Below are 13,512 nucleotides of genomic sequence, written 5' to 3'. Positions count from 1 at the left end.
AAACTTTTTGGATTTGTCGGTAGTTTCTGATCAATATCTCTATAATTAACTATTAACTAGAATGCGGATTTATGGAAATCGATTATTAACCACTTTACCTGGACAATTAACCCGTCCTACATCTGCTAAAGTTAGAGAAGCATTATTTAACATTTGGCAAGGTTCAATTATCGAATGTTGTTGGCTAGATTTATGTGCAGGAAATGGTTCAATGGGTGCAGAAGCTTTATGTCGTGGTGCAAAGGAAGTAATAGGGATTGAAACATACGGGAAAGCGTGTAAAGTTATTAAGCAAAATTGGCAAAAATTTGCCAGGAAAAATCAGAACTTTAAAGTCATTAAAGGTGATGTTCTTAAAATGCTAAAAACACTGGAAGGACAACAATTTAATCATATCTATTTTGATCCGCCCTATACTAGTAAATTGTATCAACCTGTTTTGGAAGCAATAATAACTCATAAACTTTTGAGAAAAGACGGAGAAATTGCAGTAGAACATAATCCTAAATTATGGCAATCAATGGCGATCAATGAGTTGAAAATTCGTCAAGAAAAATATTATGGAAATAATGCGATAACATTTTATGTATCTCAATAAAGTTGAAATGAGAGAGTCAACAAGTAAAAAAAATCTATTAAATTTAACATAAATTCTGCTTGCTTGAATCAAAGCAACAGAAATATTGCTATTGTCTAGCTATCAAAAAAACATTTTCTTGTCTTTATTCTCTTGATTAAGACTAAATCTTTCCCTAAAAATTTTTTTTAAGAACTATAACAAATTCTATATCACTAATTTTCTTAGTTTTACTAAGTCAAAATATTATCAACTAATCGCTAATATAAATTTGATTTAAGTAAAATTAATATTAGCGATTAGTTATTTTTAGTTCTCTTCCAAAAGAGTTATTATTGTTGTCTTAGATATACTTTTCCTCAAAAAAATTTATAGAAATACCGACACTTAGCAAATAAATTGATTAAAAACTTATAAAACAGAGATATTTTCTTGTTCTAAACCCTTCAAAAATTTTATTTATTAAACTCAAATTCAAATGTGTTAAAGTTGTCTTATTTAGTTTTTTCTCTACTTTATCTTTAATTTTATATTAAAGTTTTGACTATTTTAAATTAACTTTTCTATTTTTGTTTTAATGACAGCATCAACAACCAACTTCAATATGGCTATTATAACGATTTAATTATCTAACGCAATTATGTGACTTATAATCGAACAGTAGCCTAACATGTATATTGATTTAATCAAAGTGAAAAATCATTAACTTTCTTAGAATTTCTTCTTGAACCTCTTTGAGGTAAAGATTTAGGATATTCCCATAATAGAGTAGCTAGTGACCCCGAAACCATCCCTCCCCCCAAACAGAAAGATAATAATACCCCAATAGGAAATTTAATAGATTTAAAAACTAAAAACTTTAAAGAAATTTCAGTAATATTTTGAATGGAAAAAATAGCGATTATTGCTAACCAGAAAGCAACTATTATCATAGTTATTAAATAAGTTAAAAATTTCATGATTTTATGAATCTATACACAATTTCTATTATATTATCTTATGGATTTTACTTTTAAGAAAAAGTCATATTCATTTTTTTTTATTGTCTCCAAATATTCTTTCTTGAATGCAATCAAGAGAAATCTCATGAAAATATTTATGCTGAAATTGTTCTTCTTCAACCACTTCTAAAAAGTAAATTACTTTTTCATGAGCATCATTAGCAATTTTCTTTGTCCATCTAAACTTTAATTTTTCTTCTATTCTATCGCAATCAAATCCTAATTCATATAAAGTTTCTAATCCAAGTTTTAAAGTATAATCACTTAGTTCTAATTTTATTTTTATTTGTTCTATTTTGATAATCGTATGAGTACGACTGTAATATTTTGCAATACCTAATAATTGTTGCCAAACTTGTGTAGAGTTTAAATATTTTGGTGAATTATAAGCAAGAGCAAGTTTAAGTTTTCTCTGTTGAGTTTGATAATATATTTTTAAAAGTTGATCCCAACTATTAGGACACTCTTGTAATACTTGAATTTGAGTATCTACTTTTTCTACAGATTTTTCATTACGCCAATCTAACAAATAATTATCATTATTAATATTTTGATTAATTTCAAAATTAGCTACATAATCTCTAATGGCAATCAATCTAACTTCATAACGTTTATAATAAGAATTAAAGTATAATTCAACGATAGCATCTTGGGGTTTACCAAAAGGAAGTTCATCTTTATAATGTTCCCACCAAACTCCAGGAAATCCTTTGTTAGTAGAAAAATCGTGAATTTCAAAATTTGTCTTTATATATTGTATTTTATTTTTTTTTATATCCTTAATATTCTTATTCCAAATCTTATCAAACCAGCAATTTCTTATTAAGATCTTAGGAGTAGAATTACCTATTCCACAAGGTTCTAATAATTTCAGTTCTCGAAATAGATCCTGTCCTAGATCAATAACAGTAACAACTAAATCTACTTCAATTGTTGTTTGGATATAATTAATATCGTCTATTTTTTGTCTAAATTGTTGATTAATACCTTCTCTGAATAAAGTTAAATTTTTTAGATATAAAGTTAGCCCTGCAGCAAAAGGATGTCCTCCAAAACGATATAACAATTTTTTTTGAGAATCCAGTAATTTATATAAATCTATTTGATTAACTGAGCGCGCCGAACCTCTAAGCATTTTTATGACTTTAACTTGGTCTTCACTGTCTGTTTCTTGTCTGGTTAATAAAACTGTTGGACGACTATATTCTTGAGCAATTTTTCCGGCAACTAATCCTAAAACTCCGCTGTCCCATTGGGAATCTTCTAAAACAATAACTCTCATGGTTGATAAGTCAATTTGAGATAGTTTCTTTTTAACATCTTTATAAACTCTTTGTTGTATTTCTTTGCGTCTTGCATTAGCTAATTCAGTTTTTAAAGCGAGTTTATGACAAAGTTGTGTGTCACGACTGGTTAATAATTCAACCCCAAATGTAGCATCTCCATAAATACGACTAATAGCATTAATCCTTGGTCCAATACCATAGGAAATATCAGTAGGTCTATCACCGGTTTTCTGACATAATTCCAATAATTTAGCAACTCCTGGACGAGTTGCAAATTGTCGCTGTTTTTGTAGCCGTTGAATACCTTTTTGTGCTAAATAACGACAGTCTCCTTTTAACTCAACTAAGTCAGAAATTAACCCAATAGCAACCAAATCTAATAATTGTTCTAATGGTTTTTGAGGAACATCAGGTAATTCTTGATAAAATGCTTCGACTAATTTATAGGCTACTGCTACACCTGATAGGTTAAATAGGGAATGATCAGTGCTAAAATAGTGAGGATTGATAATAGCAGTAACAGGAGGACGATCATTTGGTAAAGTATGATGATCGGTGATAATTATGTCAATGTCCAGCTCATTAGCATAGTCAATTTCAGTTAAATTGGTACTTCCTGTATCACAAGTCACAACTAACCGAGTTCCTGATACTGCTAATTTTTCGATTCCTTGACTATTTAATCCATGTGATTCTGTAATACGATTAGGAATATAATAATTAAGTTGTAAATAAGGAAGAAAAAATTGTCCTAATCCTTCCCAAAGAACGCTAGTTGAGGTAATTCCATCAGCATCGAAGTCTCCCCATATAGTGACTTTTTCTTGATTTCTATAAGCCTTTTTAAGACGTTTAACTGCCCACTTCATTTCTTTTCCAAAAATAAAAGGATCAGTTGGATGATAGATATCAGGATCAATGAAAGCCATCAGTTGATCTCTATTTTTAATTCCTCGTTGCCATAAGATTTTAGCAACATGTTTTCCGTCAGAATTAGGAGTATAGGATTTAATAATTGCTAGAAACCACTGAGGAATCAATGTAGAAGGTGCTATTCGCCATTTATCTTGTAAAATATCCATTTTAAATAAAAACTTTGTCTTTTAATGTTTAGAGAACTTTTAAACTGAGTAAAACAGCTCTAAGTCCCATGAAGTAATTTAAATTAAACCACAATAAATCATTATTGTTCAACTGCCAAGCAATAATAGCTAAAAGAATAAACAAAAAAAATAGAAATCAAAGCTGTATAACGTAAGATTGCTTTTTCAACTAGTCCCAGAAAATAGCTATCTAAAATACAGGCAATAGAACCGAATCCTAGTACAGGTAAAAGCCAATAAAGACAAGAACTAACCATCAGGAAATATTTCCTGATGGTTAGTTAGTAAAGTCAATAAAGGTTGAGGAAACCCCACAAAAGCTATAGCCAATATTAGTCCTACACTTAAACCAATTATTTCTGCTAGTTCTAACAGAGGAAATAAGCCTTGTTTAGCCACTTTTTCTTTGAAATTTTCAGCTAGGGATTCGGTAGTAAAAGCTAACCCATCAATTAAACACACTCCTAAGTGAAATATCTATAAAAACAGAATATTTTCGGTTAAGATATTTGTTTCTATCCCTGCACTTAAATTGGTAAATAGAGAAAATAAATAGATTATCTGAGATAATATTAGCCCTATTTCCTATAATTTGATAAATTTTTTTCACTTTGTTTCTGTCCTAAAAACCAACCAATAAAGACAAAATCAAGAAAACCCACTGGTGCACCTAAAATTTGTGTATTGTAGTAAGCTTGGGCAGATGCTTTAATCGTTGAAACTCTATTAAGGAGGGAAAATCCTAACATCTTTAAGAGATATTGTAAAAGAATAATTCCTAATCTTGAAACTAAGGCTAATGGTTCATTTCTTAGTAAGTCCAGCAGCACATCATCATTTAGCATTACATTCGACAGCTTGGGTAGTTAACTCTGTTGTTCCCCTGCGAAGAAATCCCAAGACGCGGTAAAGATAGTTGAAAATAACTGTAGCTAGAGTTCCACCAGCTAAATGATGAATAGCTTCTAGATAGCCCTAAAAGGCAACATTAAAGAATTCTGCAAAGAGAACCATCAGATCAGAATAGAATATTAATCAGTGCTAGCCGTGAAAAACGGTTAAAAACAATAAATAGAGGCATATCTAAAATAATAAAATATTAACGTAAAAAATTTTGTTGATCTAAATTTTTGTACCTTTAAGTTTAAATTTCATAAATTAGTCTAGAATGAGGTGTTTAGATACAATACTTTTTAGGTTTCTTTAAAAAAAAATTGACTTATAATAAGAAGTTACTATAAAAAAATTATAAAAGTTGTCAGTTAATGACGCGAAGAAAATATTTTAAATAAAAATAAATCTTGGCTGAATATCGAAATATTTATGTTGTATTTATTGAAAATTTAAGACTTATTTTATAAATATTTACTTTAATTCAAATTACTCCGTAATTACTTAAAAATCTTTTATTAAAGAGTCTATTTAAATATTATATCTGGTTTTCCTGGTAGTAATTTTTGTAAATTTTAAGTGAAAAAACTAAGCTATAGTCTGTATTAATTAATAATTAAATTATAAAAAATAACAATAATACCAATAAATTAAATTCATAGCTAATAGGAAATTTAAAAATTAATTAAAGTGTTATTTTTATAAATTATAAAATAACACAACCTATAAAATAGTTACTTTATTTTTGACAAACTAACCTTTTAGTAAAACATATTTACTTAATAGTTGAAAAACAATTATCATGATAAATATAAAAACCTTTACACACTAGAACGATTGGCAGTTGATAAAAGTTTCTTTTTCTTAAAAAAGAGGTTAATTGTTATGTACTATAAGTCTATGTTAGAGAACATAGTAAGATATCTATTTTTTAGATAAAAAAAGTTTTCTATCAAAAAAAAGAAGATTTAGGTAAAAAATACTAAATTAAAACAGATGTACAAGACACAATTAGTTTTCTTAAAAAACACTAATAAAAATATAAATTTAGAATTTTTTTCTAAAAAATTGGACCAAGTATCAAAAGTATTTAAATTAGTTAATTAGCATTAAATAATTATTTACTATAGCTGGAAAACTGTAACCTAACATAGTCCTTCAGTCAGAGTAGTTATTACCTACTTCAATATAGTAATAATGGAAGGTATTAATAATAAATTGAAGTTAATAAAAAGGAGAACTTAATTTATTTAAAAAATTAGCAAGTTTTAACTAATGAGTTTTTATATTTGGCATTTTATTAGGTAATTTTACATTGCAATATTAGCACAACTGGATTGTAATATTAGCATAACTGGGCTGTATTGTGTTTTTTATAAATAAAAAAAAATAAATATAACTCCTAAGAATGTGGGGTGTTAAAATCGACAAAATACTCTATAAATAATTTTTATATTTTTCATTTAATTATCTAGAAATTAGTTTTATTTTAGCTCTAAAAAATAATATTTTTAGAGGTTATTTTTAGAATTTTTTTTACTTGAACTTCACTAAAAACATTAGGCTATAAGCAAAATAATTTTTATTATCAAAGTTTGAGAGATTATCTATAGATTGATTTGGGTTAGATTTAGTATTTTTTCATAATCTCTCAAACAGAGAGTTGTCCTTAAGTTGCAGCAAAGTTACTTTTATTCTAACTGTCTACATCAAGAGTAGTTAAAATACTAGAGTGTAAAGTGGAAGTAACTTTACTAAAATAGGCTAGAGATACACTTTGCTTACTTTTACAGAAAAGATTTTTAAAAAAAAAGTTAAATAAATATTACAACACTATAAATAAACTTTCTACAAACTGTAAGATTTCGAATAATAGTCTACTATAAAATTATAAATTTTTTCTAATCTTTGTATTTGCAATGTATTAGAATTAATTTGCTGTTATCGTTAACATTATATATATCTTCTTTCATAAAAAGCATTTATCTTAACTTAATAAGATTATTTTTTTACTAGTTAATATAATAATTGATTTAATCATAATTGTGTTAAACTCATAAAGTTATTTTTTAAACCTCTCTTAAGTTATTTAAATAAAATTTTTCTTTAGTAGTTTATAGTAATTTATATTCTGCCTAAAAATAAGTTATTTACGTTAATAAATTTACAAATTAACTCCATGTTTAAGCTTTCCATTGTAAGTTTTGTCCGGCTGATTACTAAATCTATGAAGCGGCGGTAGTTTATACTAAAATTATTTATTGAGTTATTTATTGAGTAGACTGAGAAGAATGAGTTATTCCTCTAATTTAAGCTGCTTGGGAAGCAAGTTTAATTCTTCAATGGCATAATTCATCAAGGTTTATTTATATTGACATTAATGGAGTTCATTCGTGATGAACTTTGGAGTTATAACAAAATTAAAATTGATAGTTAAGGGTAGTTCTCATATTCATGAGAATGTAATCAAGTAAAACTGATAATTAAATTTGTCCAAAGATTTTTATCTTTAAGTTATACTTAAAGCTTACATCAGTGCAATAAGACTAAATAGCTAAACAATTTACAGTTATATTGAGGTAAGTAAGCGTCAAATTTTATTATTTTTCTCTCTTAGTTCTTTTCTTTAGCTAACTTTTAAAAAATTAAAAAATTCTAGTTGCACATTTTCTCTAATTGATGTTGATTCCAAAGAGACTGATACAATCCAGGTTGTTGCAACAAGGTTTTATGGGTTCCCATCTGAACAATTCTTCCTTTATCCATAACTAAAATACGGTCTGCTTGCGCTGCAGCTGGTAAATGATGAGAAATAAAAATAATAGTCTTACCCTGTTCCTTATAAAGACTATTTAGAATCTGGGTAGCAGTTTTATTATCAACACTTGATAGAGCATCGTCTAAGATTAGTATTGAAGCATCCATCAATAAAGCTCTAGCTAGAGCAGTACGTTGTCGTTGACCACCTGAAAGAATAATACCCCTTTCTCCAACGAGAGTATCATATTTTTGAGGTAGATTCATAATCTCTTGATGAATCTGGCTTTGTTTAGCTGCCCATTCTACTTCATATCGTTCCTTAAGATGATCTCCGTAACGAATATTGTTTTCAATAGAAGTATTAAACAAGAAGCTATCCTGAGGAACATAGGCGATTGCCCTCCGTAATTGGGCTAAAGGTAACTCGGTGACATCATAATCATCTAAAAATAATTGTCCTGGCGCAATTTCAAGTAAACGGGGTAAAGTATTGGCTAAGGTTGATTTTCCGCAACCAATTGGACCAACAATGGCTACCGTTTCTCCAGGATTGATCGTCATGTTAACTTTATTCAAAGCTGGTTTTTTCGCCCCAGGATAAGTATAGCTGAGGTTAAGGGCAACCAATTTACCTTTAATCTCTGATGGGGAGATAGATTTAAGTTGGTATTGATCGTGAACTCTCGGTTGTGCTTGAAAGATGGCTGCTATTCGATCAATACTCACTTCTCCCCGTTGATAGGCAGTCATTGTAAATCCCAGCAAGGCCGTGGGAAACACTAATTGTTCTACTAAAATAATTAGAGCAACAAAATCTCCGATACTGATGGTTCCTTCAGTGATTGCTTGAGTTCCAAAAGTTAACAGCAGTAATAGGCTGATATATGATAGTCCTTCAATGATAGGGAAAAGAAAATTACGAATTTTGGCGAGTTTTAAGTTAGCCTTTAGCAGTTCTTGGTTTAGTTGATCAAAAGCACGAATTTCATTAGCTTCTTGGGCATAAATTTTAATTAAAGCCATGCCACCGATATCTTCTTGGATTAACTCACTAATCTCAGACAGTCCTTCTTGCACCTTAAATTGTTGATTTTGTAAATGTCTACTGAATATTTGTACTGTAAACAGAATTACTGGATAGACAGCAATAGCCAATAAACTTAAGGGAACGTGGATAGACAACATCGCCGGAAGAGTCAGAGCGTAAGCAAAAATTATATTAATTAAACTCAATACTGCGAAGCCCACCAAACGACGAATATTATCTACATCACTGGTGGCACGGTTAATTAAATCGCCGCCGGTATTAGTGGAAAAATAGGCAGGTTCTAGGGTGAGTAAATGTTCGAATATCCTTTGTTTAAGATCAAATTCTACCTGACGACCCACTCCAAAAATTATAAGGCGCGAGATCATGCGAACTATCCACATAATAGTCGCTAGAATTAACATTAGGACAACATATAATAATACTTGATCAAAACTAAATGCCTGACGCAAATCGTCGATACTATCTCGAATTAGTAAGGGAATATAAACCCCTAGAGCGTTAACAACAAATAATGTGCCTGTTCCCCACAACACTTGTTTCCAGTGAGGATATAAATATTTACCCAGTTGTCGAAGTCGTGACGTTGCCATGTGCTTGTCTTTAAATACCTATTTAGATTTTTTTTTAAAAATTTTCCATTATTTTCGGCATAACTTGGCTGTATTGAAATCAACCTATCAAACCTGTGGAAGAGTCACCAAACTTATTGAAATGAAATAATGATAGTTATATAGTTTTTCAACTTCCCTTCTTAGCCAATTCTATTTTTTAAAAAATAAATATTAAATTTCAAAAAAATAAAATAAATTTTAAGACTTAGTTTTCAATAAACATTGATTGATCTTTATCGTCGGCTTTCCAATCTTTATTTTCACCACCAATAATCAACCTGTTGATAGCGACATACTCTTTACTTAACTGATCTAAAGCATTAATCAAAATATCCAAAGCAATTAAATCACTAGTGCCCAAATCAAACCAACAGCGTCCCCAAATTCCTTGATATTGAAACTCTGTCATATTGTGCATGGGAGCCATCATAACACTGTTAGTTGTACCTATCTCATATTCCATATAACTAATATCAATTCCCTGATCTTGCACTTGTAAGTTTTCAGCGTTAAATGCCCCCAACTTTCCTAAATAAAACCAGGAATCAAATACTTCCTCTATATATTGCTTTTCCATGGATGAAGGAATAGTTTTAAACTCTAACCAAATCCATAGATCAAAAGGATTAAATTCTCGAAATTGAATTTTCATATATTAACTATCAACTGTTAATTAGAATGCATTTCCATCGACTTACTAATTTTCCACAAGCTACTCGATACTAAATTAGTAATAATGTGGGCTATAATAGGGACCACTAAATTCCCTGTCACCAAAGCACTATAACCTAAGACAAATCCTACTATCGTTGCCCAAACTACATAAGGCCACTGTTGCGCCCCACTTGAATGAAGCACTCCAAAGATAACACTTGACAGAATCACTGCCAGTAAATTTAATCCCAATGCGGGCAACATTATTCCACGAAACAACAGTTCTTCACTTAAACCTGGTAATAATCCTAGCCAGATTAAATCTGACCAAATTAATGGTCTAATTATCAATTTAAAGTAAATATCTGCACTTTGACGATAGGCTGGACAGAGATGATAAATAATGCTACTAGCAACAATAATCCCCCCTGCCACCCCTAAACCACCTAAAATAGCATTGGAGGTTAATTGAACATCCATTAGGGTAACGGACCATATTTTCTGCCAAACTTTAGCAATAATTAAGAGAATAACTGCTGTTACCCCCATTACTACTAAAATTTGCTCACGAGTTAACGGTTCCATGTCAGACGATTTAGGATTAGTCACGAGTTTTAGAGAAACAATTAAGGGATGAGACAGTAGGATGCAAGACACTAACACTGATTCCAGCACGATGAGCGACTAAAACACCTAAAGCCTCTAAATAAGAGTTTACCTTAATCGCCTGAATTCCGAGGGAGTCTGGGGTAACTTGTAATTTGGTTTGATTTTCTGCAACTGTAATAATACGGGTACGGGTGTTGCACTGGCTGAAACTAAGGATAGCACTCCCTCCACAAGCAGTCTCCGGAACAATCACTGCATCGACTTGATTTTTCCAAATTACAGGATTTACAAGTGTTGAATTAAAATCTACTTTCCCTATGTAAACAAATTGAGGTGCGCGACTCAACCCCACTAAAACGCAAGGTAAAAAAGTATAGCCAAGTTCTTCAGCTGCGGCACGGGGGGAAAGATTTGGCTCAAGGGGTAAAGGCATTAAAGCGGGAGCATGAGCAGCGGGAATACCAAATTGACGGACAATCAGGTGGGAAATAACTGCTTCTGCTCCCGCTAAGGGATCAACTCCTCGACCATGACGGTAGTTATCTAGAGTTAGACTGTCAATATCATCGGGAAAACGGACAACAACTGCAATTGCCTGGACTTTAGCTTGGGTGATCAATGTCTCTGCTGCTCTGAGTAAACTATCTGGGTTGCTAATAGTTCCCCAACTCGTTCCAGAGGGAGCGATACGTAGTTCAATGTTTAGAGGAGTATCGGTAAGGATATAATCGGTTATGTCTAGTCCTAGAGTGGTTCTCGTAGCATCAACAACTTGTAAATGACGTGTTTGTAATTCTGGTTCGATGCCTTGGTCTAAAATTAAACCAATTCGATTTTGATGAACTGGGTGCAGTCCCCAATCTCCTCGAGCAAAGCGATCAAGTCCATATCCTTCAACGTAAAAGGTGTTGGGAAGATTCCAGTAGAGTTGTGCTCCATTAAGAACATTGGGGTGTGTGATCAAGCAGTCACACACTTGGGAAATGGCACGGGCAACAGGAAGGGCATCTCCCGCATAACCTCCAATAGCAGCTCCAATTCCGGTGGGAACAATTAAAACGACGGTGTAAGGAAGATGAACCACTATAGTAAATTTTACTTATTGCTATTTGTAATAATTCCCTCTATATAAACAGTTTGTTTTTTAGTGTTTACTTCTGTGATCGCCCACCGAAGAGGTTCTCCTTGTTTTTTAAGTTCAGCTTCAATCTTTTTTTGTAATCTTAAGGGATTTTCTTGAAGGCTTACTTCAGCAGTAATAAAATGGGTTGTCATTGCTATTAAATTCGCATGGATGGTTTCATTACTCTACCATAACGGATATTTTTTTAAACAAAAATCCATTGATATAGATCATCAATGGATTTTTGTTTAAAACTATTCTGCTCAGCATAACCGTCTACTCGCATTTATTTTAGATGAAATCGTTTCTTGTAAATTAGCTCTTGTTAAATCTGTTAACTTTAATTAAAGTTACGTAGCTTAAATTTGCATTTCTTAGATTAACTTCAGTTAAATTTGAAAATAACAACGATAGTTTTTTTAACTTAGTTTCACTCGACACAATTTAAAACCTACTAAATTATTCTTTATAATCTAAAGAGAAGTCAAGGCTTGTATAACATAAATATGCACAGCCTAAATCTGTTTTTATAAAATTAGTTTATTATTTAAAATTTAGATATAAATCAGTATAAATAAATTACTATTAGTTAATTCTAAACTGATTAAGTCAGCTCTATATAAATTTACTCTGCATAAATTAAGCCGCGGTTTAATCGGTTTTAATTAACCTCCAGTAAGATTATAATCCCGTAAATTTACAGAATATAAATTACTTTTTATTAAATTATTTTTCCACAAAATTACTTCATTCAGATCTAATTATTTTAAAGTAGCTTTACTTAAATTGAATCCCATAAAATCAATATTAATTGAATCTATTTTTTACAGTTTTTTTAAAAAGAATTATCTAAAATGATTTTCTGTTTGTTTTGTTAATTCTAATAATCTTTCTTATTATCCTCCTGTACCAACTATTTCCATAGAAGATTTACTCCACAATACTTTAAGTTTTTATCCTCCTATCTTGACGCTCACCTTAATCTACTACTATTTAGTAATATGGCAAATTAGCTGTAAATCAAGCTATACTACAAAAAATCAATATAACTATTAAACTAGTAGACTTTATAGCAATATGGTTCAAAGCTCTAACTCACGATCAGTAATAGAGATAGCATTATCGGTAGACTCTGAGACCTTCAACTTATCTCCAGCTGTTTTGGGTATGATTGCGGATTTTTTTAAAGTTTTATCTGAAGTCAGTCGATTACAGATCGTCTGCACTCTTAAAAGAGGGGAAAAAAATGTCTCTGAGATTATTGAAATTACGGGTTTAGGACAAGCAAATGTATCTAAACACCTAAAACTTCTCACCCAAGCAGGAATCGTAACGCGAACCCAACAGGGGGTTAATGTAGTTTATGCAATCGCCAACCCTTTAGTTTTTTCTTTATGTGATTTAGTTTGCAACTCAATCGCCACCCAATTACAACAAAAAAATCAACATCTAGAGTCCCTAAAAGTCTTTCAACAATCATTCTAGGTGCGTTATTGAACGTTGCAGTAGTACTCACAATGTTAGATGTAGATGTATTGGTATAAAAATAAAGTCAAGGTTAAACGACGAAGCTAAAAAAACTATATTTTAGAACAAGTCTAATAGATTTCTGGAAAAATATTTGGTTAAAAAACGATATATTTTAGCTGATAGATAGTTTGTGGTATTGACTTCGAGAGTATATCATCGGTCTTTTCTAAATAGCAAATTTTGCTATTTAGAAAAGACCGATGATACGGTAATATCTTAATTATGAAACAGGGAAACTCGTGCTGTAAGCTTGCACAATTTGTCTGAGGGAGTATCACCGAAATTTATTAATAATTGAATTGCTATTGCCCCTAAA

At 30.8% G+C, this 13,512-nt stretch carries 13 protein-coding genes; 2 read left to right on the top strand and 11 right to left on the bottom strand.

Going from position 1 to position 13,512, the window contains the following annotated elements; all coding sequences use genetic code 11:
- The first annotated feature begins 61 nt into the window (after positions 1–61).
- On the top strand, positions 62–598 hold the full coding sequence (gene rsmD, locus RGRSB_RS00285; protein ID WP_119259321.1) for a 16S rRNA (guanine(966)-N(2))-methyltransferase RsmD: 537 nt from the start codon (positions 62–64) through the stop codon (positions 596–598).
- A gap of 665 nt (positions 599–1,263) precedes the next feature.
- Here the strand turns inward: rsmD and RGRSB_RS00280 are convergent.
- The 11 genes from RGRSB_RS00280 to RGRSB_RS10995 form a co-directional block, all read right to left on the bottom strand.
- Positions 1,264–1,536, bottom strand: coding sequence for a LapA family protein (locus tag RGRSB_RS00280; RefSeq protein WP_172581999.1), 273 nt, complete (start codon positions 1,534–1,536; stop codon positions 1,264–1,266).
- Between the two features lie 70 nt (positions 1,537–1,606).
- On the bottom strand, positions 1,607–3,946 hold the full coding sequence (recJ, locus tag RGRSB_RS00275) for a single-stranded-DNA-specific exonuclease RecJ (protein WP_119259319.1): 2,340 nt from the start codon (positions 3,944–3,946) through the stop codon (positions 1,607–1,609).
- 101 nt (positions 3,947–4,047) lie between these two features.
- Positions 4,048–4,224: a hypothetical protein gene (locus RGRSB_RS10325; protein ID WP_232014532.1), complete on the bottom strand. Its 177-nt coding sequence runs from the start codon at positions 4,222–4,224 to the stop codon at positions 4,048–4,050.
- Positions 4,217–4,429: a hypothetical protein gene (locus RGRSB_RS10320; RefSeq protein WP_232014531.1), complete on the bottom strand. Its 213-nt coding sequence runs from the start codon at positions 4,427–4,429 to the stop codon at positions 4,217–4,219. Before RGRSB_RS10320 ends, RGRSB_RS10325 begins: the two co-directional genes overlap by 8 nt.
- 116 nt (positions 4,430–4,545) lie before the next feature.
- The gene (locus tag RGRSB_RS10315; RefSeq protein WP_232014530.1) at positions 4,546–4,812 is read right to left on the bottom strand and encodes a hypothetical protein; all 267 of its coding nucleotides are present in this window, start codon (positions 4,810–4,812) and stop codon (positions 4,546–4,548) included.
- 2,701 nt (positions 4,813–7,513) lie between these two features.
- Complete coding sequence (locus RGRSB_RS00265) at positions 7,514–9,259, bottom strand: ABC transporter ATP-binding protein (protein ID WP_119259318.1); 1,746 nt, start codon at positions 9,257–9,259, stop codon at positions 7,514–7,516.
- Between the two features lie 226 nt (positions 9,260–9,485).
- On the bottom strand, positions 9,486–9,932 hold the full coding sequence (locus RGRSB_RS00260) for a DUF3531 family protein (protein ID WP_119259317.1): 447 nt from the start codon (positions 9,930–9,932) through the stop codon (positions 9,486–9,488).
- Between the two features lie 17 nt (positions 9,933–9,949).
- Complete coding sequence (locus tag RGRSB_RS00255; RefSeq protein ID WP_119259316.1) at positions 9,950–10,543, bottom strand: CPBP family intramembrane glutamic endopeptidase; 594 nt, start codon at positions 10,541–10,543, stop codon at positions 9,950–9,952.
- Positions 10,536–11,627 carry a DUF3326 domain-containing protein gene (locus RGRSB_RS00250; protein ID WP_119259315.1) on the bottom strand — a complete coding sequence of 364 codons (1,092 nt, stop codon included), beginning with the start codon at positions 11,625–11,627 and terminating at the stop codon, positions 10,536–10,538. Before RGRSB_RS00250 ends, RGRSB_RS00255 begins: the two co-directional genes overlap by 8 nt.
- 11 nt (positions 11,628–11,638) lie before the next feature.
- Positions 11,639–11,818 carry a hypothetical protein gene (locus RGRSB_RS00245; RefSeq protein WP_119259314.1) on the bottom strand — a complete coding sequence of 60 codons (180 nt, stop codon included), beginning with the start codon at positions 11,816–11,818 and terminating at the stop codon, positions 11,639–11,641.
- Between the two features lie 163 nt (positions 11,819–11,981).
- Positions 11,982–12,107, bottom strand: a complete 126-nt coding sequence (locus RGRSB_RS10995) for a pentapeptide repeat-containing protein (protein ID WP_172581998.1) — start codon at positions 12,105–12,107, stop codon at positions 11,982–11,984.
- A gap of 636 nt (positions 12,108–12,743) precedes the next feature.
- On the opposite strand from RGRSB_RS10995, the gene RGRSB_RS00235 reads away from it, so the two are divergent.
- Entirely contained in the window at positions 12,744–13,151 is a 408-nt protein-coding gene (locus RGRSB_RS00235) for an ArsR/SmtB family transcription factor (RefSeq protein WP_119259312.1), read from the top strand.
- Positions 13,152–13,512 lie beyond the last annotated feature (361 nt).

Origin of the sequence: cyanobacterium endosymbiont of Rhopalodia gibberula (assembly GCF_003574135.1) — a bacterium.
Taxonomy (GTDB): domain Bacteria; phylum Cyanobacteriota; class Cyanobacteriia; order Cyanobacteriales; family Microcystaceae; genus Rippkaea.
The sequence above is the reverse complement of the archived record's forward strand: the minus strand, read 5'-3'. Positions and strand labels throughout refer to the sequence as shown.

What these genes read in the sequence shown, in the direction of transcription:
- RGRSB_RS00235 (WP_119259312.1), top strand. Translation starts at nt 12,744, where the DNA reads ATGGTTCAAAGCTCTAACTCACGATCAGTAATAGAGATAGCATTATCG.
- RGRSB_RS00260 (WP_119259317.1), bottom strand. Translation starts at nt 9,932, where the DNA reads ATGAAAATTCAATTTCGAGAATTTAATCCTTTTGATCTATGGATTTGG.
- recJ (WP_119259319.1), bottom strand. Translation starts at nt 3,946, where the DNA reads ATGGATATTTTACAAGATAAATGGCGAATAGCACCTTCTACATTGATT.
- RGRSB_RS10325 (WP_232014532.1), bottom strand. Translation starts at nt 4,224, where the DNA reads ATGGTTAGTTCTTGTCTTTATTGGCTTTTACCTGTACTAGGATTCGGT.
- RGRSB_RS00280 (WP_172581999.1), bottom strand. Translation starts at nt 1,536, where the DNA reads ATGAAATTTTTAACTTATTTAATAACTATGATAATAGTTGCTTTCTGG.
- RGRSB_RS00245 (WP_119259314.1), bottom strand. Translation starts at nt 11,818, where the DNA reads ATGACAACCCATTTTATTACTGCTGAAGTAAGCCTTCAAGAAAATCCC.
- RGRSB_RS10315 (WP_232014530.1), bottom strand. Translation starts at nt 4,812, where the DNA reads ATGCTAAATGATGATGTGCTGCTGGACTTACTAAGAAATGAACCATTA.
- RGRSB_RS00265 (WP_119259318.1), bottom strand. Translation starts at nt 9,259, where the DNA reads ATGGCAACGTCACGACTTCGACAACTGGGTAAATATTTATATCCTCAC.
- rsmD (WP_119259321.1), top strand. Translation starts at nt 62, where the DNA reads ATGCGGATTTATGGAAATCGATTATTAACCACTTTACCTGGACAATTA.